At 40.6% G+C, this 21,545-nt stretch carries 13 protein-coding genes; all 13 read right to left on the bottom strand.

From position 1 onward, the window contains the following. Positions 1-77 precede the first annotated feature (77 nt). Positions 78-2,603, bottom strand: a complete 2,526-nt coding sequence (locus ABE099_RS14900) for a DEAD/DEAH box helicase (RefSeq protein WP_430031923.1) — start codon at positions 2,601-2,603, stop codon at positions 78-80. A gap of 277 nt (positions 2,604-2,880) precedes the next feature. Continuing rightward, entirely contained in the window at positions 2,881-3,471 is a 591-nt protein-coding gene (locus ABE099_RS14895) for a hypothetical protein (protein ID WP_430031922.1), read from the bottom strand. Positions 3,472-3,624: 153 nt separating this feature from the next. Further along, on the bottom strand, positions 3,625-4,341 hold the full coding sequence (locus ABE099_RS14890) for a response regulator (RefSeq protein WP_430031921.1): 717 nt from the start codon (positions 4,339-4,341) through the stop codon (positions 3,625-3,627). Then, complete coding sequence (locus ABE099_RS14885) at positions 4,334-5,506, bottom strand: sensor histidine kinase (protein WP_210090576.1); 1,173 nt, start codon at positions 5,504-5,506, stop codon at positions 4,334-4,336. The genes ABE099_RS14890 and ABE099_RS14885 overlap by 8 nt, the downstream gene beginning before the upstream one ends. 49 nt (positions 5,507-5,555) lie before the next feature. Beyond that, positions 5,556-8,297, bottom strand: coding sequence for a stalk domain-containing protein (locus tag ABE099_RS14880; protein ID WP_430031920.1), 2,742 nt, complete (start codon positions 8,295-8,297; stop codon positions 5,556-5,558). A 946-nt stretch (positions 8,298-9,243) separates the two neighbouring features. Then, positions 9,244-13,011, bottom strand: a complete 3,768-nt coding sequence (locus ABE099_RS14875) for a SwmB domain-containing protein (RefSeq protein ID WP_430031919.1) — start codon at positions 13,009-13,011, stop codon at positions 9,244-9,246. Positions 13,012-13,240: 229 nt separating this feature from the next. Continuing rightward, positions 13,241-13,366, bottom strand: coding sequence for a hypothetical protein (locus tag ABE099_RS14870; RefSeq protein ID WP_430031918.1), 126 nt, complete (start codon positions 13,364-13,366; stop codon positions 13,241-13,243). Then, positions 13,329-14,726, bottom strand: coding sequence for a helix-turn-helix domain-containing protein (locus tag ABE099_RS14865; RefSeq protein WP_430031917.1), 1,398 nt, complete (start codon positions 14,724-14,726; stop codon positions 13,329-13,331). Before ABE099_RS14865 ends, ABE099_RS14870 begins: the two co-directional genes overlap by 38 nt. A gap of 259 nt (positions 14,727-14,985) precedes the next feature. Continuing rightward, a complete protein-coding gene (gene metK / locus ABE099_RS14860; RefSeq protein ID WP_430031974.1) occupies positions 14,986-16,188 on the bottom strand; it encodes a methionine adenosyltransferase in 1,203 nt (400 codons plus the stop codon). 262 nt (positions 16,189-16,450) lie between these two features. Then, positions 16,451-16,792, bottom strand: a complete 342-nt coding sequence (locus tag ABE099_RS14855; RefSeq protein WP_430031916.1) for a hypothetical protein — start codon at positions 16,790-16,792, stop codon at positions 16,451-16,453. Positions 16,793-17,254: 462 nt separating this feature from the next. Continuing rightward, the gene (locus ABE099_RS14850) at positions 17,255-17,530 is read right to left on the bottom strand and encodes a small, acid-soluble spore protein, alpha/beta type (RefSeq protein ID WP_430031915.1); all 276 of its coding nucleotides are present in this window, start codon (positions 17,528-17,530) and stop codon (positions 17,255-17,257) included. Positions 17,531-17,709: 179 nt separating this feature from the next. Then, positions 17,710-18,246 carry a hypothetical protein gene (locus ABE099_RS14845; protein WP_430031914.1) on the bottom strand — a complete coding sequence of 179 codons (537 nt, stop codon included), beginning with the start codon at positions 18,244-18,246 and terminating at the stop codon, positions 17,710-17,712. A gap of 145 nt (positions 18,247-18,391) precedes the next feature. Further along, positions 18,392-20,911, bottom strand: coding sequence for a hypothetical protein (locus tag ABE099_RS14840; protein WP_430031913.1), 2,520 nt, complete (start codon positions 20,909-20,911; stop codon positions 18,392-18,394). Positions 20,912-21,545: the final 634 nt, after the last annotated feature.

The following is a 21,545-nucleotide window of genomic DNA, read 5'->3' as shown; positions in this document are numbered from 1 at the left end:
GTTCAATCGCTTTAATCCCTTCAAGAACTTTAAGAACTTTAATCTATTCAATAACTTAAGAGCTTTTATCAACTTAATCATTTTAAATACCCTCGTTTTCCCGCAAGGGTGTTCATCTGCTTAATTTGTGCTATCGCTTTGCGCTGAGAGGTCGTCCAATCTAAAGATGAAAAAATGACAAGCCCCGCTGGATCATCACTGGAGCGTCCCGCACGTCCGGCCATTTGCACAAGGGAGGCTTCATCAAATAGATCACTATCCGCGTCCAAAATGTATACGTCACTTTTTTTGACCGTTACACCACGCTCTAAAATCGTTGTTGTAACCAACATCCGAATATCACAAGATCGAAAACGTAATACTTTCTCTGCTCGATCCACGTCCTCAGATGATGTACCTTCGATCGCTAATGTTGGAAAATATCGCTTTAGAACAGTAATTAAGGGTGAAATGTGCCTAATTCGTGCAACAAAGATAAAGATTTGTGCTCCCCTTTGTACAGATTTATGCAAGGAAGAGATAAGCGCAGATGGCAATTGCTTGGTACGTAAGGCAACCGTAACCCCCTTCATCCCAATATGCTTAGGTACAGGCAAAGGGTGTCCATGAAATCTAGCAGGTACTTTAGCATGGGGTAAAACCCCTTTTTGAACCTCCTTTTGAAGTGTGATAGGTGGAGTTGCAGATAATAAAATGTATTTTCCATTTGGTTTACAGCATTGGGCTGCCGCATAGGCAAGCATTGGATCGTTATGGTAGGGAAAAGCATCTAGCTCGTCTATCACGACTAGATCAAAGCAATGGGAAAAGCGCATAAGCTGATGCGTCGTTGCAATTACTAGATTCCCCTGTTTAAATCGCTCTGAGCTACCACCATATAAGGTGGCAATTTGAGCTTGTGGAAAGGCGACCTTAAGCCTTGGTGCTAGTTCCAGTACCACATCTCGGCGGGGTGTAGCGACTAGTGCCTTTCCACCCTGCTCCAGCACGTAGGCTAGTAACGGGAAAATCATTTCCGTTTTGCCTGCTCCTGTAACTGCCCATAGCAAAAAGCGATTGGGTTGTTGTGATTGTTGTGGGTGTGACAGAGACTTAGGAGCATTCGCTAAATGAGGAAGCGAGAATCGCAAGCAATGGGAGCGCCCCACACGTGTAACGTGTGGCGCTCCTTGCAGGAAGTCCAGCGCCGCGCCTGCGGCTGCGCGTTGCGCTGGACTTAGGCCCCACCTGTCCAATACGGACGGGGTGGGGCAAGGCTCCGGCTGTGCCACCATCGGCACAGCCACCTCGTGTGCGCTGCCCTGCACCAGCAGCGCACACGCCCTGCTGCGCCCCAGCGTGAGGCACGCCTCGCAATAGGCGCAGCACAGTGATCCGCACGAGCCGCAGGGTGTGCGGACATGCACCCCGCTGCCACATCGTCGGCAGCGGTACACCAGCTTGCGCCGTGCTGCCCATTTTAACAGGGCAGCACGGCGCAAGCGCGGGAGCCTCCGATACGCGGGCGCAGCATCGTGATCGGAGGCTCCCCCATGTCTGCTATGTGCCACTGCAACAGCAGACGTCAACACCACACGCCCACACAGTTGGGCGTGCTGCACCATCAATCGCCATGCGCCACGAAGTGGCATGGCACCCCCCTCATAATGTAAATTTAATCCCTGTGAATTTATCTGATGCTTTACATGGCTCTGTATGTATGTCTCTTGGGGTAGATGTTTGTTCGATTCATCACTGCCCTCCAGTAAAACCAAAAGCTCCTGCTCTAACAAAGAGCGCCCCGCCAGTAAATTGGATAACCGATCAGAGCCAGTCTCAATATAACCTGCCACTGTTGCATTTAATCTCCCATCTTCTAACAATAAATGTGGAAAATACTCATCCTGCATTTCGAGGTCTGAAAGACCATTTTCAAGCGCATCTGATTTATAAACTGTAATCTCACTAACCATAGCTCTGCCCTGTATTGTCAGCCCTTGATTCAGGCTCCATAACCACATCGGCATGTGGAGCCTATAAGTAGCATCACTAGTAAAACCGACATTACCGTTTCCTCTGGCTCCTCTTCTGTCAAATCTGCTACTATTGCTTTTGCTATTACTATTACTATTACTATTACTGCCAAACTGTTGCTTTAAAGCTACGCCTTCCTCCTTCATCAAGGGCGATAATTGCACATTTAAATACTTTAGCCAAGCTGAGCTTGTCCAATGATCCATTTGGGATTGACATATGAAGTTATCTCGAAGCATTACCGCCCAGCCTAGTGGTAGATCGGAAGACAGCAAGAGCATTGCAGCAGGAGGAGCAAATTTAAAGTTATTTTTCTGATCACAGGTAGCATACTGATACTGATCTAGTTGTTGATCTTGTGGGTGTCCTGGGTGTTCTAAATCTTTTTTATATTGTTCTTCATCTTTTTTGTCTCTTTCATCTTTTTGATTCCACTGTTCCCAATGACTCCACCATAAGATGTCCATACAAATATTTAGACTAACAAACAGCTCCCACTTATCTATTATTTTGCTAGCATGGTTAGACGATGACATAGCATTATCAGTCATTGAATCTAGTCTTCTTATTGCATATAATGCGACTCGCATGTTTATCCTCCTTTAAAAGTTCTTCTGATCAAATCAAGTGGAGTGATAAAAAACGATTTATTACTCCGTATCTACAAATGATGATCTTTAGTCCGTTACACCACAGGCAAGCTCATCCTTCTACTTTCAAAGACAACAAAAAAAGCACACAGCTTTAGGTTTTTTCCTAAAGTGTGTGCTTCACACTATCCATGTACAGAAATCAGTGAGATTGCTCAGCTTTAACTTCACATGGTCTATATTGTTTGGTTCCTGTAATACCGAATGCACTAACATATTAAACTTGTACATAAGGGATTTGATTCACTTCCTGCGGAAGCCGAAGGTCTATGCAAAACTGCTTTTCCTCGTTAAATTCAACTTCTAGCGCTCTTTTAAATCCTTTGCCCGCTACATTTCCGTTAGATTGTACAGATCTGTTGGATTCTAAAGCTCCTCTAGCTTCTTCATCTCCGTCAGCAACTTCAGTTTCATCATCTGGCTTAGCTTTAGCGAATCGTGTAGTCTCATTTACGGTCCCCTTTTGCGAAAAAGGTCTAGAAAGAAGTTCTTCCGCTTGGTGATCTTTAGCCTGAACCACGGTGATTTCCATGCCGTGTGTCTGCATCTTTTGAGCAATGGCCAAGGTGTCATCGTTAGATTCATTATCTAGCAAAGTGACGCGAAGTGCAATGCCCTTCATTTTGCAGTACCAGTGTAACGCTCTTAGTACCCACTCCATTTGATTTTCGTGATTTTGCGTAATTAGAACATAATGAACACGCTTTACAGACTTTGGATGTCTATGAACGTGCCATCTATACATGGCATGAACCGCAATTGCAGCCACACCGTAACATAATAAAATATAACCCATGAAGGGAATCATGGAGCTCACCTCCCATACGACAATGTATGCCGTAGAGGATGCTTCTGTTACTGGGCGGGGCATTGCCTATATGCCAAATGCTCACATATGTACAATTTCAGTTCATAGCAAACTTAATCATTTAATTTTTCGATAATTACTAACAATTATGAATTACAATGTTACCCAACCAAATTTAATCGCGTTAATAACAGCCTGTGTACGATCGTCTACATCCATTTTTTGCAAGATGCTACTCACGTGGTTTTTAACTGTTTTTTCACTAATAAACAGGTGCTCGCCGATGACTTTATTGCTACGTCCTTCTGCCATTAGACGAAGTACTTCTGCTTCACGACGGGTTAATGGGTTGTTATCGCCTGCAACAAACTTAACACCTGCCTCATGCAGCTCGTGATCCTGTGCCATTGCACCTGTCTCACTTACATATTCCATACGACGAAGCTGTTGAATAAGCTTCCCTGTTACTTTAGGGTGAATAAAGCCGTTACCTTCTGCTACTGTACGGATCGCATTTATGAGTGATTCTGCCTCCATATCTTTCAGCAAATATCCTGTTGCACCCTTACGCAACGTTTCAAACACATAACTTTCATCGTCATGAATTGATAAAATGATCACTTTAATATCAGGGGAAGATTGGCGAAGCTGTGCTGTCGCGTCTACACCATTTAGCAAAGGCATATTAATGTCCATTAAGACGATTTCGGGACGATACATGGCACAACTACTTAACACCTGAGAGCCATCTCCGCATTCTCCTACAACCTCAATATCCTGTTCCATGTTCAAAATACGCTTTAAGCCTTCACGAAATAACTGATGATCGTCCGCTAAAAGGACTTTAATTGTTGGTTTAACACTATCCATCCTGATTCTCCTTTCCTTTGTCCGTATTAATTGGAATATGAATAATAATCTTTGTTCCGACATTTGCCGTTGATTCTATTTCCATTCTACCATCTAGCAATTCTACCCGCTCACGCATACCAATGAGGCCAAAATGAGCATGAGATTTTGTTTTTTCCTCTAGCTGCTCTACCTTAAATCCTAAGCCATTATCACTAACCATAATTTTAACCATTTGTGCTTGATACGTAATTTCGACCCCAACATAAGAAGGTAAAGCATGCTTTGCTGCATTACTTAACGCTTCCTGAATGAGTCTGAAGACAGCGGCTTCCATTGCAGAGGAGAGTCTACATTCCTTTCCTCTCGTTTCAAACGTTGTTCTTATTTTAGTCTTTTCTTCGTAATCATGCACATATTTGCGTAAAGTCGGGATTAAGCCTAGGTCATCTAGTGCCATTGGACGAAGATTAAAGATCACTTTTCTCATTTCCTCCAAGCTAGCACGTACTTGACCTTTCAAGTCAACTATTTCGTCCTGCACTAGCTTAAATTCCTGCTTAACGATCATTCTTTCGACAATTTCCGTCCTTAGCACTAGATTAGCTAGTAGCTGAGCGGGACCGTCATGGATTTCTCTGGAAATTCGTTTGCGTTCTTCTTCTTGAGCAAGAATAATTTTAAGTCCAATAAGCTGGCGCGTTTTTGCGGTTTCTAAAATACGTGTCACCTGCCCAAGCTCACCTGACAAATATTCCATAACCACACCAATTTGCGAACCAATGGTTTCGGCACGTTCTACAGATTTCTCCACACTTCGTGCCCGTTGCTGCAAATCATCTCGGCGAGCCTTCAAGTACATTTCCTTTTCACGATAAATAAGCAGGTCGAGCTGCAATTGGGTTGCATTCTCATAGGCCTGCTTTATATCTTCTTCTTTATACCGCACGAAATCACGGCTAACCTCGGTTAGCCGGATACGTGAGCGACGATAATTAATTTCAAGTTGGTCTACCTTCTCAACGGTTTCCGCAGTTTCCTTCATCACCTGCTGAAGCTCATTGTTCAGTGTAGTCAGCTCTCTACGCGCTGTTTCAAGAATTTCAAGAATCTGGACCTTACTGCTCTCCATGACTCCGATTGCATTTTTTATTACTCTGTCAATAGCATCTGCTTGAAAATCCACTGGTCCCTTCTCCATTCCCTCAAATCCCAGAATATCTCAACCTATCATATCATGATTTTAAAGTGATGGATTTGGTTATCTGTTCCCATTTTACTTGGATGCCTAGTTGTTCAGACACAAGTCTTAACGGGACTAAAGTCCTATTATTCGAAATAATTGGCGCTGCCTCGCCTTGTTTTTTCACGCCACCTAATAAAAATTCCTTTTTATTTACCGTTAGCTCCAAAGTCGTTTTACCTTGAATGATGGTAAGCTTTTTATTTAGTCCATCCCAATTCGCTTCGCCACCAAAGTAATCAATAATATATTTAATCGGGACATAGGTCACACCATTTTGTAAAACTGGGGCAACATCTAATGTCTTCGTGCTGTTATTTACGGTCATTGCTTTTTTGCCGATCGTCATTACCGCAGTAACTCCAGTATTGACGGAGCTTCCACCTTGGCTTGCAGGTGCTGTAAATTTAATGTTATCTAGCGAAATACTACCTTGTAATGTTCTCTCATCTTGACCTTCCTCTAAATTAACGAGGTAAATCCGTTTTAGCTTCGCTGGTTGCTTCAAGTTTAGCGTGCTTAAATCTAGCTTCAGCGTTTGCCAGTTGTTAAAGTCAATTTGCTTCGTAAGGTCTCCATATATCGCTTTACCGTTCGCATCTTCAAATTCAACTCTTAGCCAGTTTTGGCTTGCATCCCCTAATACGTCAATCGACATTTGTGTTGCGCCTGTAGGAATAGCCCTTCCTGTAGTGCCATTAAACTGAGCATATGCAAAACGATTTCCAGTTCCATTTGTCATATCGTAGTCGAGCTTCAGCACTTTAGCGCCTTGACCTGCATTCCCTGTAGCTGAGCTTGTACCTTGAACCACAGATACCGCTCCAGTCGTGCCTGCTGGAAGTCCTGTAAAGCTAAGTGGATAGCTCACATTTTCAAAGTTTTCCCATACTTGCTCTTCAGAAGTAGAGAAGACGATTGGTGTACCACTAAAGCCATCATATTGTGGTGTAGCATAGGCTACCTTCACACCTGTATTCACTTTATTTATTTTTAAAACGCCATCCTTCACGACAGCATCGATTCCATTAAATTTCCATTTAATAGATTCCGCCGGCACATTTACTGTAGCTACGGTACTTTTCAGTTTAGCAGTTACTGGCACGTTAATGCTAGTTCCAGATTCTAGGGGAGCATATGTGGTAGATGGCGTTAGGCTTTCGAGATCTTTACCACCAAGCACGTTTACATTTAAGCTCGTTTTAACCCCATTACTCGTTGCAACAACTTGTGATGCTCCTGATTTAGCCGCCTTGAAGCTACCATTGCTTTCTACTAGATTGCTATTACTAGCACTCCATTTTGCCCCAATATTAGAAGTATCTATTGGATTGTAATAGGTATCATAACCTTTTAGCGTATAGGACGCACTTTCACCAATCATCAGTCTTGTGTTGCCACTTACCTTTAATCCTTTAAGCGTGCCTTGAGGCGCTGTACTAAACACGCCTAAACCATTCACGACAGCACGTTGCCCTGCCGCTCCGTTGGAGGTAGTAAAGGTTAAGCTTGCATTTGTCTCTGCTAGTGGACGATTAACCATCGTTGTGGAGCCACCGCCATCCAGGTTCATCCCTTTCCAAACCCCGATGCTTACCATAAAGCTTTGGAACTCCTTTAACGTCAAGCCTGAGCTACTACTATTTTTTTCAGCGGTAATCATATATGCCTTTTTGCCGTCCTTAGAGTACCCCACAGCCGTTCTAGCTACCGCACTGCTGCCACTAATGCCTGTAATGGAACGTGTAAAGCCAGAGGCTTTCCCTTGGTCTACGAGCAACGTATGTCCACCTATCATCATTTGTAGGCTTGCAGGATCGACCGTTTGCCCACTAGATTGAGCAACAAGCTGATAGGCAGCACTCACTCGTTGCCCTACGCTTAAATGCTGAGCAATGTAGTCTGCTGCTGTGCCATGCGCACGCAAAATATATGCACCTTCTGGGATCGTTCCCTGAATAGGAGCCTGAAGAGAAATTTGCTGAACGACATCCCCTTGGACAAGCACCTCTGTTGGCGTAGTAAAGCTTGCCGTTGGACGCTCTGTAGATTTCCATGCACTTGTATAAATAAACATATTATTAACATGACTGTACACATTTTCAGGCTCTAGCTTATATGATTCTTGGTTGATCCCTGCTAAAGGATAGGTTGAGCCATCCTCTGCCGTCACACTGCCATTAAATCTGAACAAATCGATCATCGGATTGCCTTCTTTACTTACAGCAAAAGCATACATTCCTGACAATTGGGCAGGGCTACTTACTAACGTCCCTTTGGAAACCGCAGCACCCATCGGCACACCTTGACCATTCATCACAAAAAAGTCTCCATTTATGCCTGCAACTGCACCTGTTTCTTGCGCCATTTTTTCCACCGTTTGCCGTGTGGTAAGCTGATTATTTTTACCCGTCATAATGTCCATTTGCACATACGGATTGCTTAAATCTACTTCAACAACATCCATAAGTACTTTAACTGCTTTGCCTGAACGTGTTGTGGTATAAGTGTATTTCATGAGCTTTGCACCTGAAGTAATCATCTCTTCGCCTGTTTTGGTTGCTTCTGCGGCTGCTACGATGCTTGATGTGTTACTAAGCCAATTTAATTCTAAAACTGGCTGTATCCAAAGCAAACCTGCTAAACCTACTAAAGCTAATCTTTTCCCTTGTTTAAGCGCAACCTGCTTCCATGTTACTTGTCCGTTTTGATTCTCCCCAGCTTTAACTACCATTTTCTTTTATACCGCTCCCATCTCTAGCAAAATATGATTATCACTATATAATTTCGGCTCCATTTATAAATCAGTACTTAACCACCACTGCAAGCTAGAAGCTACGATGCAGAGAGTTCTTGCGATTGTTGTTAAAATCATTCAGAATCTCTCTATCTCTTCGCTAGTTGTAGTTGGCTGTCAAGGACTGATTTCAAGATTGAGCCTAATTTCATCTATCTTCATCTAATAAACGTTATCTACCAAAGTTCATTGTCACTTTAATAGACTCCAAAACTTTGAAAAAGTTACGAAAAACAAATAACTTTAGCATTTAAACTTTAGATTTGCTTATGAGGATGCTAGTTTTGAACTTATGGACAGGACTTATAGACATAGAAAAAACCCCTTATCTCTAGGGGAATGAGATTGATCCCAGAGAGTAAGAGGCTGGTAAAATTGCTAATGCTATTATGTTTGCAATGGCTATTGTAATTAATGTTTTGATTACTGGCTCTATTTAGAAATTAGTACTTGACTACGATAGGAGTCTGGTAGCTGCGATCCAGAGCGTTCCTGCGATTGTGTTAAAATCAAATTCCTTTTTATTAAAGTCTATTGATGGATGGAATTGGATTTTAAAAGACAATCTTCAGAATCGCTCTGTCTCTTCGCTAATTTGGGTTAGCGGTCAAGAACTAATTTCAAGATTGAGCCTGATAACTATTACACTTTGTGATCAGTAATTAGATAAAGTTAAATATTTAAATTAGTGGTTAGCACTCTCATGTCAGCGAAGGAGCAGAGGGATTCTGGAAAAGTGAAACGTTCGTCTTTCAAACTAGATTCCAACCTTTAAGCTTGTTATTAATACAAAGGGATCTGGTTTTAACAACGATTGGAAGAACCCTCTGTTACGTAGCCTCCATCTTCTCTGCCAACCACTAATTATTATTAATCTTTAAAATTACAAGTAATTTAATTTGCTTAACACACGTTTAATCATAGCGACCGCTTGCGCACGTGTTGCATTGCCTTTTGGCTGGAATGAGGTTGCACTCATGCCTTGGATAATGCCAGATTGAACTGCTTTTGCTACCGTATCTTTATCTTGGATTTTAGCTGCATCTTTAAATCTAGATAATGTTTGTGCTGCTGTACCATTTAAGGTTACATTTTGCTTCGCATAGCTCATTGCACGTACCATCATCAACGCCATTTGCTCACGCGTAATCGGCTGCTCAGGCTTAAAGGTGCCGTCAGGGTAACCCGTAATAATCCCCGCGTCTACAGCAGAGGCAATATAACCACCTCTAGTGTTTGCTGGGACATCTGGGAAGCTACGTGCAGTCGTTTTGCTTGTTAGACCTAACGCTTTAGCGATATATTCTCCAAATTCACCTCTAGTAATGTTGCGGTTAGGTTCAAATACAGTTGTTGAAGCGGAACGCGGGCTCACAATTAGCTTTGAAGTAAGCTCGTTGATGTCCCCTTTGCCCCAATGGTTATTAATGTCTGGGTAAAAGACAGAACCCATTACAGGACCAATAATCGAATTGCCGTTGAGCTTTGCAACAAATAGAAGATTTCCGTTTCCACCAGCTACAGAAGCTAACATACGTTCCATAATATTGAGTGTGAGATTGTAATTTACTAACGTCGTTTGTGTTGTCGTAACACGGCTACCACTCATACGCAAATAATAATTGCCAGCGTGTCCAACGCTGATGCCACTGTTTGTAGAACCATTCCCATTTACTGCTACGACACGAATTTCTACAGGCTCCATTAGTGTACTTACAGATACGCCATTAATCACGGTTGGCATATTTAGTTGGGAACGTTGCACAGTTTCTAGCTGAATGATTAAGTAGACAGAATTTAATGTACTCACATTCAAGGCACGGGTTATTTCTGAAAGAGAAATCCCCTCTAGCGGAATCTCATATAAGCTTTCCTTATATTTCACCGCAATCGAATACGTCTGTGTCCCACCAATGACTGTAGATAAAGCACTTAAAGGAATAGCTACCTCCGCAGCTCGCTCAGAAGGCGGAACCTCAAACACTAGCATCCGATTTGCTGCTAATGTCGTTAAAAACTTAAATGCATTTTGCATTTGTATTGTATCGATCGTATATCTGTTCGTAGACACACCACGATAGGATTGGCTGGAAGATGTTTTTGCTGTAGATACATTTAAAACATAGCCGATTTTGTTAAAGGTTGAAGTTGACATTACGGATACATAGCTTGGTTGCCCATTTGCACCTGTATTGTTGTTAGCTGTGTTGCTGATGTGCTGAACTGTCATGCCCGAGAATGTATTCAATTTTTCACCTGATACGCTATATAAAGGCGTTGAGCCTGTCATATACGATAAGGTTACAGACTGATTAGCAGCCACTTGGGAAGATAGCTTTAATGTCACTGTGTTGCCACTAATCGATGCAGATTGCACGCCAACCTGGGCATTGTTAACCAAAACTGCAAATTGATTTGGTGGCAAAAAGCTCACCGAACGTAACGTACTGTTATACGTAATTTTAATCGTATCTCCACTTACTGTCGCTGACTGGATGCCTTGCGCTACATTGCTGTAGGTAACTGGCTGTAAATTAATAAATCCAGCAAGGTTTCCATTTAAGTCTGCCGTCCCCCCATAACCTGACACATAGGATATCGTCACTGCCTGCTCTTGGGTAAACGAAGAAGCCAGCGTTAGGATAACTTGGTTAGAAACAACTTCCACTGCGTTCACATAAACCGCCGTATTATTCACTAGCACTGAAAATTGACTTTTTAGCGGAAGTGGAGACGTCCTTAATGGCTCATTGTACGTTAAAATAATTTTGTTGCCAGACCCCGATACACCTGTAAATTCAGGTGGAATGGTGTCATTATAGTTACGAACAAAAAAGTCTGTAAATGGTGCGATATTATTGCCTCGGAAATCTTGTAATGGATAGGAGCCAGGTTGATAGGAAACCTTAATGACCTCGCCATTTCCTACTGAGCTATCCAAGTTTAACGTTACACCGCTACTTCCGTTATAGGAAGAGATCGATTTAATTGATTTGGTGGAGCCATTTGCTGTAACTGTAAATTGCTCGTAAGCGTAAGAGCTAGATAAGCCCTTTAAGCTTTCGCTAAAGGTTAGATACAACGTACTCCCATTGACATAGCCATCCTTTGGCTTAGGCAATACAGAATCCACTCCGTTTGTTACCTCACGATTAGAGAAGCCCGCCGCAGGGTTACTTGCCAAGTCTTGAATTCTGCCCCACGCAGTGTTTGCTGCGTAGCTAACTCGAATGACCTGTCCAACCGCAACCCCCAAATCTAAGGTGATATACACATATTCCCCAGACACATAAGCATTGGAGATTCTACGATTTTCCCCGTTAACAGAAACCGTAAAGGCAGATGTATATAGGTTGCCGACTGAATACAACGCTTCGTTGTAGCGAAGGCGGACTGTATTATTGGTGTACATCGTAGCGTCCTGTAGGACGGGTGGGGTTTTGTCGTTGGAAGTGGTTGAAAGTATCCAATTGCTTGATTGTGTATAGGATAGATTACCAACAGTTCCTGTAACAATTCCTGAATTAATTACAACATAATACCGTACATTTTGTTCTAAATCCTGAACTGGTCTAAAGCTAAGCGTACTACTACCAGTGACATACGAATTATTCGTACCAGCTCCTATTGTATAGATACGTTCATTCGGATATCCTTCTTTAAATAAATAGATACCACCATTATTCGCAGTGGAATTCACTGTAATCGCTTGATTCCCAATAGCCGAAAATGTAGGTCTCGGATTTACAGAAGTATCCACTGATGTTGGTGTAAAGTTAGATAATGTAAGTGCAGTAGGAGTAGGAGATGTTGGTAAAGTTTTAAACCTTGCAGTTGCTTGAAGCGAACGATCTCCTAATGTATTAGTAAATGCACCTTCTCTTGCTACAAGGATATACTCTGTGTTTGGCTTTAGCTCTGAAAATCTAACTGTAAATGGTATATCATTTCCCCATTCCTGTACACCCGGTCGAATCCCTTTATTTTCCTCCCCAACTATTGTCCCTTCAAAGATTTCTATTAAATCAGTTCCTGCACGAGTAAGCTTAGTTGAAGTAAAGGTAAACGTTGCACTTGCTGTCGTTGTAGACGGCGTAACTGAAATTATAGGGCCAGCTACTGTCTTAGGTAATACAGTGAATGTCCAGTCATTGGCATTATTTATCCCAGCATAAAAAGCGTTAGGATCAGTTGTATCTGTAGCAGAACTAGAGATAAACGTTCTACTTCCAACATTGACATAATATTCTCCTGCTGGCACATTACTCATCGTCCATGAATACTCAGTATTCCCATTAGAATCAACTTGCGGACTGAGAGTTTTTAAATTTATATCAGAGTATAATATATTATTGTTGTTCCCCTTAGTATAGACTCTAATATAGTTATTAACTTTGTCTGAATCATTAAGATTATTAGGTTCTACTAATTTAACAGGCGTATTCTTATCAAATAAAATTGAAATCTTTTGAGAGCTAGCAGTTGTTACATTACCAACTGGGGATAACGAATTCCCTGATACCAGAACTGGTGCAACTACCGTCGGGGATGTCCCACCATTATCCTCCCCTGCCGCCAACGCCCCCATACTCATCAACAAATTCATCACTAGCACCACAATTAAGCCTAGTGAAATCTTCCTTTTAGACATCGAAATACTCCTCTCATTTCTCTATACTATGTACATCGCTTATTCTTCACATAATCTCCCTACGTCAAAAAGAGACACCTATACTTATTAACGGTTAAATATGCCATTTACTTTAGCGAAGTTTGAGCGAATGGCGGGTTTAGTTGGCGTTTATTTTTTAAATCATCAAAAAAGACACTCTCAGAGTGAGAATGTCTGTGGTTAAATTGTAAAAAACTATTGTAATGCTTTAATTCCCTACACCATGTACAAGTGGCTTAATAACTACATCTTCTTCTGCATGGACAGAAGTTGAAGCACTAACAGCAAAAACAAGACTAACTATAACTAATAGAGCAGCCAATTTTGTTTTCATTACTTTTGTGCACCTCACCTATTAATTTTTTATAGAGTAATTGCGTCTCCATATTTGTATATTCACGAAACTGCTCAAACAGTCCCACACACCTAATTATACCACGATCACTTCCAATTTTAATGCAAAAATTCAGACTATCAAGCACATATTTTATACCTAACTGTATTCGATCTGTGCTTAAATAATATGCCCCTAACTCACCTAACAAACGACTATAGCGATCTGCCGTAATTTGCTCGTTAACTTTACCTATTTCAGATTTTTGAACTGCATAGGATAAGTAGCTTGAAAAACGTTCTATAATATGATCAACAGTATAATGATGAATGTTTGCCGCTAGCATGATATGACATAACCCAAGAAAGGTTTCATCTTCACTAACTGCAATATATTCTACATACTCTTGAAGTGCGTTAGGATCTCCTGTCATGAGGCCATAAAGATGATAATTCCCTACAGACCATTCTGTAAACTGCTCTATTGTTTTTTTCTCTATCTCATTTGGCTCTGTCAACCATTCTACAATATGAGACCTTTTTACATAATAAATAAATTGCTCGTAGTCTCCTCGTTCAAAGCAAACACTAGACCTAATTAAATAAGCATATAAAATATAGAACAAAAGTGGTCTTGGCCCTTCCTGCTTCAGCCTACTAGTTTTGCCCACACTATTATATTGAGCTAATGCTTTTCTTCCTAATTTCTCTGCAAGCAAATCTACTACATCTAAACGATGTAAGGATACATTTAAGTTTATCAACTCTCTCAACGCATCCAACTGATACTCCTCATCCAACCGATCCACAAACGGCTCAAAGGTCAACGCCGCAACTAAGTTTGCCGACTGATCCTCACCCAAATTAAGCTTAAAAAGCCGATAATGGCACAATGCCAAGCGCTCTGAGTGCTGGTATCTTTCACTTTCTGCTACCCCTGTGTATAAAATCCGAGCTGCCTCAAAATAACCTTGCTCATAAAATAGCTCGCCCTTCTCAAACAACATGGGAGCATAAGCTAAGTTATCCATTAGTCGATCCACGACACGCTTAATACAATCCAATCTATTTAGCTGAGCACAACGCTCCAAATAAGCACCAATCCGCCGCCAATGCGGACTCGCACTAAATAAACATTCATCAATATATAACTCATAAAAATGTCCCTCAGGCAATCCCATCCCTGAAGTGATCTCATCTAACTGTCCAATTGCAATAAAACGATGACCATTTAAAATATTACTTATCGAACCCTGATTGATACCAGTCATTGTTGCAAATTGACGAAGGGTTAATTTATTTTCTCTCAAAAAAACTTCTAATTGCGTACGAATTGAGGTTAATGAGTCCAAGATTGCCACCACCCTTCAGCAAAACGACTGACATAAATTACATAAGTATATATTATGGCTCGAAGCAACACTTGTCAATATATTACATCTTTTACTTCAAAATATGTTTCCAAAAAAGATATCCAATTAAGACAACACATAAAAAGAAGTGATCCTAATCAGGCGATAAACCTTCATAGACCACTTCTCATTTTAATATTACATTGTATATATTGCGAATCCTGACTGCACGAATCAAGAAAAATTTAAGTTATTTGTGTCTAACTCGTTAAATTCCCGCGTGTTTTCTAAGCTCATCCGCTTTATCTACACGTTCCCACGGAAGATCAAGGTCTGTACGGCCAAAGTGACCATAAGCCGCAGTCTGACGATAGATCGGACGACGCAATTCAAGCATCGAAATAATGCCAGCAGGACGCAGGTCAAAATGCTCACGCACTAACTCTACTAATTTTTCTTCTGATACTTTACCTGTGCCATAGGTGTCTACGTTCACAGATACAGGGGAAGCAACACCAATCGCATACGCTAACTGAATTTCTACCTTATCCGCAAGTCCAGCAGCAACGAGGTTTTTCGCCACATATCTAGCCGCATAAGCAGCAGAACGGTCTACTTTAGTAGGATCCTTACCTGAGAAAGCACCGCCGCCATGACGAGCATAACCACCATAAGTATCTACGATGATTTTACGCCCAGTTAGACCCGCATCTCCTTGAGGCCCACCAATAACAAAACGACCTGTTGGATTAATAAAATATTTTGTTTCTTCATCTAATAGCTCAGCAGGAACTACAGGCAAAATAACATGCTCTTTAATATCACGTTGAATTTGCTCCAAAGTAACCTCTTCAGCGTGTTGAGTTGAAACAACAATCGTATCCACACGTTTCGGTTTACCATCCACATATTCAATCGTCACTTGGGTTTTGCCATCTGGACGAAGATATGCTAACGTACCATCCTTACGCACCTCAGACAAACGACGTGCTAAACGGTGAGACAATGCGATCGGTAGTGGCATAAGCTCAGGTGTTTCATTGGTAGCAAAACCAAACATCAAGCCTTGATCACCTGCACCAATGTTTGCCGTTTCCTTGTCCACTGAAGCAGGATCACGATGCTCTAATGCTGCGTTTACTCCTTGGGCAATATCTGCGGACTGCTCATTTAGTGACGTTAATACTGCACATGTATCGGAATCAAATCCGTATTTGGCACGAGTATAACCAATTTCCTTTAAAGTTTTGCGTACAAGCGCAGGAATATCTACATATTCTGACTTCGTACTAATTTCCCCGATAACCAAAACTAGCCCCGTAGCTACAGAAACCTCACAAGCTACACGTGCGTTAGGATCATTTGCCAAAAATGCATCCAATACCGCATCAGAAATTTGGTCACAAATTTTATCTGGATGTCCTTCCGTTACAGATTCGGACGTAAATAAATGTTTGCCTTGAATCGCCATACTTCTCATTCCTCTCCCTCTAAATCAAGTACTTATGTACTTTATGTAATCGACTATATCTACACATCAGTACAAGCCTAAAGGCTCCCCTCATCCTCATGATTTTAGGAAGCCACAACTTCAATATTTTAAAATAAACCTTCCCCTAGCGGAAAAGGCGACATTTAAATATCCTCACAGTCATATTAACTTATTTTGCGCTCTATTGTCAAAATGGGACAAAAAAAATGATGCATACGCATCAGGAATTTTTGTTGTATCCTCATATAATCTTTTTCAACTGTGCTTCCTGCTGGATGGATCGAGCAGCTAACAATTCAATAACTCCCTGTTGCTTGTCCACAGTTGATTCAATTCTAACAACTCTTTCATTCGTTTCTAACACAGCTTGTTTAATTTCAGCAATATCTTGCTTCATTGACTGCTGTTCTTGCTTAATCTCCGCAATATCCTGCTTCATTGATCTCTGTTCTTGCTTAATCTCTGTGATATCCTGCTTCATTGATCCCTGTTCTTGCTTAATCTCTGAAAGTTGCTCGTGAACGGGCTGAAGCTCTTCCTGTAATATTGAACGTAACAATTCCTTTAGTTCATCGTTCGCCATGACTATCGCTCCTTATGGCTTAATAATGCAATTGTAGCAAATATATTGCGTGAGTTCTATAATAATTGTTGAAAATATTTGTATATTATTTGAACTATAAGTTTACCTATAAACTACTTATAGTATATATAACGCATAATACTCTTACTAATATACTGCTATCAGCATTAATGTGTTCATCTCAGATTTTAGCCAAGTATTAAATAAAATTACGTTAATATTTAAATTACGAACCAAGTAATACTAAAAAAAACTACTGAAAGATAGGTTACCCCTCTATCAGTAGCTTTCCTTATAAATTCCACAATACACTTCACATTTTACTTTTCATTTTAATCAAATTTTAGCTTCAGGTAGTGTTTTAGAGTTGTAGCTGTACTTAATAACAAAGTTAGAGATTGAACTCAGTTTGCTTTACTTATCAAAAAACTTATTTGCTATTCACTTGCTTGGTGGTCAGTGCTATAGTAAGCTTTTTTGCGCCTCTGCAATGAGACGTTTTGTGATCTCTCCACCAACAGAGCCATTTTCACGCGAGGTCAAATGTCCCCAGCTTCCACCATAGCTACCCATGGAAGTACTACCTGCTTCACCAAGTTCACCTGCAAATTCAGTATCAGCAGCAGAGTATCCACCACCATAACCTACAGGTAAACCTAATTCAGCAGCAATTTCGTATTTCCAGTTGTGCAATACTTGTCTACATTCAGGAACGACTGTGCGGTTATTACGTGCCATGTTCCATACACCTCCTGAGATTTGTATAAATTTATAAATGAAATCATTTATGAATCATTACTCAGGATTAATATGCTTCGTCGTCCTCATTGTTACACAACGTAATGTTTGTTACCCCTACCATTATTTAAATGGAAATAACTTATTGTTAACAAATTATAAATCATTGTTACAACTTATTATTTTAACTCATAACTGCCACGTACCATGACGGTTAAACCACCTGTTGCGCCTTCTTTTACCGCTAGCCCACGTCCATCACGAGGGAATAGCAATAAATGATTGTTAGCCACACTTGCCCCTGGGGCAACATCTACACCATCCGTTAGATCAGAGATACCATTAGCATCTGCTGTATATACAACAGCTTGTCCAATTCGCACAATAAATTCCGTGCCACCTGCCGCCATTAGCTTTTGCCCTGCCTTAACGGTTACAATTTCTAGTTTTTGAGCATTGCTGCTACTGCTTTGATTAGTTGATGGTTTAGCTTCTGAGCTACCAGCGTCGTCCTTAACAGGAGTTGAGGGTGCTCCACCATTTAAAGCTTGGCGAATTTGCTGATCTACATAGCTTTTAGTGACAACAGGATCATCCGCTGTACCAGGTTGATTAGTTACTCCAGCACCTTCTGCAGTTGTATTTAACAACGATCCTGCCCACACGCCACCACCAATAAGTATTGCTGCCGCTACTACTTTCCAAGTGTTTTTCATGTTTCCCTCCAATGTTCGTAAATATGTAACGTAGCTGTATCTAGTATAAGTTTTGCGGCTCACACCAGACACAACTACGATTAGCTTTTTCTTACATACCATCACTAAAATAACAACTTATAACTGTAACAACGTTAAAATATTACTATCTATCCATGAAATTAGAATTCATATAATAGAAGCCTTGACCACCTAATTTAACCTTTTGACCTTGGAACAAGTCATAGACGTTAAAGGTAAATGATCCACCTCTGCGATTTTCAAATACAGCATCATCAAAGCTAAAGCTTGCGCTTGCGCCGTTACTTACCTTCAAGTCAGTTTCAGGAGTAAATTCCTTCTCAAACGTACGACCTGTTGAATCCACAACCTCGATTAAATATTTATGCTCAAATTCGCCAATCGCATAATCCATATTGCGAGTTTGTGAGTAATCAAACACAAGGCTTACCGAAGTAGAACCACTTAACGTTGCACGTACATTTTTCACATTAAGTGTGTAAGGGAACATGTCGAGAGAACTCAAGTTGCCTTTGACATTTGGTTGTACCACATTTAGCTCCATTGCTGCAGCATTTACGTAGCCAGTAATATCACCTTTTACAGGCGCTAGCTTATTATCCGCGATACCTTCTCCAATGACGAGCTTCATATCTGTAGTGGAAATCTTTTTAGGGATTTTTGCCCATAACGTAATGATGCTCTTCTCTTCTGGTCCTGTAGAGGTTTCAATTTGCTTCGCAGTAGCTTTGTAAGTTTGACCTCCACTTGCTTGGTAAGCTCCTGTAATTTGTGATAAGTCAAGTTGACGATCCTCTAGGTTAGTTGCTTCAAGCTCAGTATAGATAATATCGGATGATGTACCTGAATATACAAAGGAACGATGGACACGGAAGTCCTGCGTACGGCCTGAAGCCTCTAGCTTATAGCTCTTATCCTTCGTGATAACTGGCAGGCTTGGTAGCTTACCTGCATAGCTGAACTGCATCCATTCAGAGCTGCTTTCTCCTACTTTTTCAAGTAAAGACACCTGAACCTGCTTGAAATCCAAGAAGCTTGGGACCTTGGCTACAGCATACACCTCAGTAGAAGTCAATCCACCAAGCAATCGTCCACCTTGTGCAGACACAAGCTTAGTATCGCTTGTCAGCTTCGCAGAATCGATTTTCAGTTCACCTAACAATTCAGGTACTAACATCGTCTTCATATTTGGATTACGAATTGTCACTTTAGCAACAATTAAATCACCATCTGTCCAAGGCAAACGTTGTAAGGAATCTAAAGAGAAGCCAACTAAACCTTGATTTGTTTGAACAAATTGTTTTTCACCAATCGTATTTTGTGCTGGTACACCTTCTGGCATATTGAAAATAGCAACAGGATAATTAAAGTTGTCCTTGCTATCCTCTGCACTTGGTACACTCATAAAGAGCTGTGGACTTTCTGCACTTACGTTTGCAGGAATTGTAGTCGTTAATGTCACATTTTTTTCTTCTAATGGCTGCATTTTTGCATTATCGAGAGCCGTTGTAGAAATAGGCAAGCGATAGCCATCTGTTGTTTGTAACTCAAATTGGTATTTAGGTAATGTAACAACTTTACCACTTGAATTTAAAATACGAACACGAATCGACACATTGTGCTCATCAAAGCTTTGGTTTGTCGTCATGCCAGTCACACTTACAGCTACTTTACCGTTACCAATTTGTACTGTAGCATCTTGGTTTGGTTCTGTAGCAAGCGATTTATTTGCTGGGTTAGGCATTTGAATCGTACCAATAGGTAACGTCACTTTTGCTGTTTCATCATCCTGCAACACCTGTAGCTCCATTTTGTTCAAATTAATACTTTTAGGAATTGCGGTCATAAGATTTAAGGTTTTATTGTCTTGTGGTTGAATTTTGTACTCTACACTCGTAGGGTCAGCAGAAAGTGGATAACTTACACCATCCCCAGTTTTAATTACAAATTTTAACTTAGGGTCTTCAAAAATACGGTACCCACCATTGGTTAGGTTTAGCCCAACACTTACGTAGTTGTAGTCACCTGATTTAAAGGAAGCGATTTGACGGACTCTTGCTTTCACAGGAATATCAGTTACACGTAAAGTTAATGCACCACCTGCTGGTGTAGCTGTCACGTAACTTGCTGGAATTTTAAATTGTCCCTTTAATGCTTCATATCCTGGTTGACTAAAATCCCATTTAACCACTTGAAAAATAAGATCTTGAGGTTTTGTGTTTTTAGCAACCGTTGCAACATAAGTCAAAGTAGTAGAAGCACCCGCAGCAACCTTTTTCTTATCTTTGTCTTTGCTCATTAAGGTTGTGCTATAGGTTGTCCCACCACTTGTTTTCACCTTAGACCAATAATCGACTAAATTTAATGTTTTACTGTCGCCATTACGAATTGTAAGGGTATACGTAAGTATACTTTCATTATCTTGGGTCATAATATTAATATCTGTTAAAGACACACTGCTCTTAGCAGAAATCTTCACCGCTGGAAGGTTAGCTAGGGTATGTACGACTGGTTTCTTAGTCGTCGTATTTGTAGTTTTAGGCGCAGCTTTAGTTTGAGTAGCATTTGCTGCTGAGGCATCAGGTGCATAAGCCAACAACAACGCCACACTAAGCGCAGCCGCAGTTACGGGGATTTTCTTCAAAACGGATTTCCTCCTATACGTGAAAAGTCTATATTATATAGACGTATGGGGGAGGGAAAGGTTGCGATGTATAACTAAATTAGATTTAACTACACAATAACAAAAAGTGTTAGCCATCTCACCCAACACTAATGAAGTAAAAAATATAAATTCAAAAAAAATGGATTCTTGTAGTATTAATAGTAAAAAACTTGAATATAAAATTTATATTTCACTGCAACAGATAAATCATTTGCAATTCTATAATAAATTGTTCCACCTTCAGGTACAAATAAGTTTTTTCTTATTGCATTAGTGGGTACATTCGGTTCACCATGTAATAAGGTAGTTTGAAATTTACCATCATCAACTACCGCAGCTAAATTTAAAGATGTTCCTGTAGCGGTAGGATATAATTATCAGAAAGTCGTTTTGGCGAGCCAGTGCTGTTTGTCCACTTGTATCAATCCTGATTATATGCAGCAGAAATGAATATCTCGTGTTATTAAACAAGGTTACTCGTCATCTTTGGTATCTGCAATACCAGTCCAAATGAGTCATCTATACTATACACTATATAATCTCAACATCATTGAGAATTTATTACTATATCAAATAAATCCCTATTTTATATAAGAAACCTATATTATATCGT

This window comes from Paenibacillus turicensis, assembly GCF_050461185.1.
Lineage (GTDB): Bacteria > Bacillota > Bacilli > Paenibacillales > Paenibacillaceae > Fontibacillus > Fontibacillus turicensis_A.
The sequence above is the reverse complement of the archived record's forward strand: the minus strand, read 5'-3'. Positions and strand labels throughout refer to the sequence as shown.

Excerpts from the sequence above, each read along its gene's own strand:
- ABE099_RS14900 (WP_430031923.1), bottom strand. The coding sequence starts at position 2,603 with ATGCGAGTCGCATTATATGCAATAAGAAGACTAGATTCAATGACTGAT.
- ABE099_RS14895 (WP_430031922.1), bottom strand. The coding sequence starts at position 3,471 with ATGATTCCCTTCATGGGTTATATTTTATTATGTTACGGTGTGGCTGCA.
- ABE099_RS14890 (WP_430031921.1), bottom strand. The coding sequence starts at position 4,341 with ATGGATAGTGTTAAACCAACAATTAAAGTCCTTTTAGCGGACGATCAT.
- ABE099_RS14880 (WP_430031920.1), bottom strand. The coding sequence starts at position 8,297 with ATGGTAGTTAAAGCTGGGGAGAATCAAAACGGACAAGTAACATGGAAG.
- ABE099_RS14875 (WP_430031919.1), bottom strand. The coding sequence starts at position 13,011 with ATGTCTAAAAGGAAGATTTCACTAGGCTTAATTGTGGTGCTAGTGATG.
- ABE099_RS14870 (WP_430031918.1), bottom strand. The coding sequence starts at position 13,366 with ATGAAAACAAAATTGGCTGCTCTATTAGTTATAGTTAGTCTTGTTTTT.
- metK (WP_430031974.1), bottom strand. The coding sequence starts at position 16,188 with ATGGCGATTCAAGGCAAACATTTATTTACGTCCGAATCTGTAACGGAA.
- ABE099_RS14855 (WP_430031916.1), bottom strand. The coding sequence starts at position 16,792 with ATGGCGAACGATGAACTAAAGGAATTGTTACGTTCAATATTACAGGAA.
- ABE099_RS14850 (WP_430031915.1), bottom strand. The coding sequence starts at position 17,530 with ATGGCACGTAATAACCGCACAGTCGTTCCTGAATGTAGACAAGTATTG.
- ABE099_RS14845 (WP_430031914.1), bottom strand. The coding sequence starts at position 18,246 with ATGAAAAACACTTGGAAAGTAGTAGCGGCAGCAATACTTATTGGTGGT.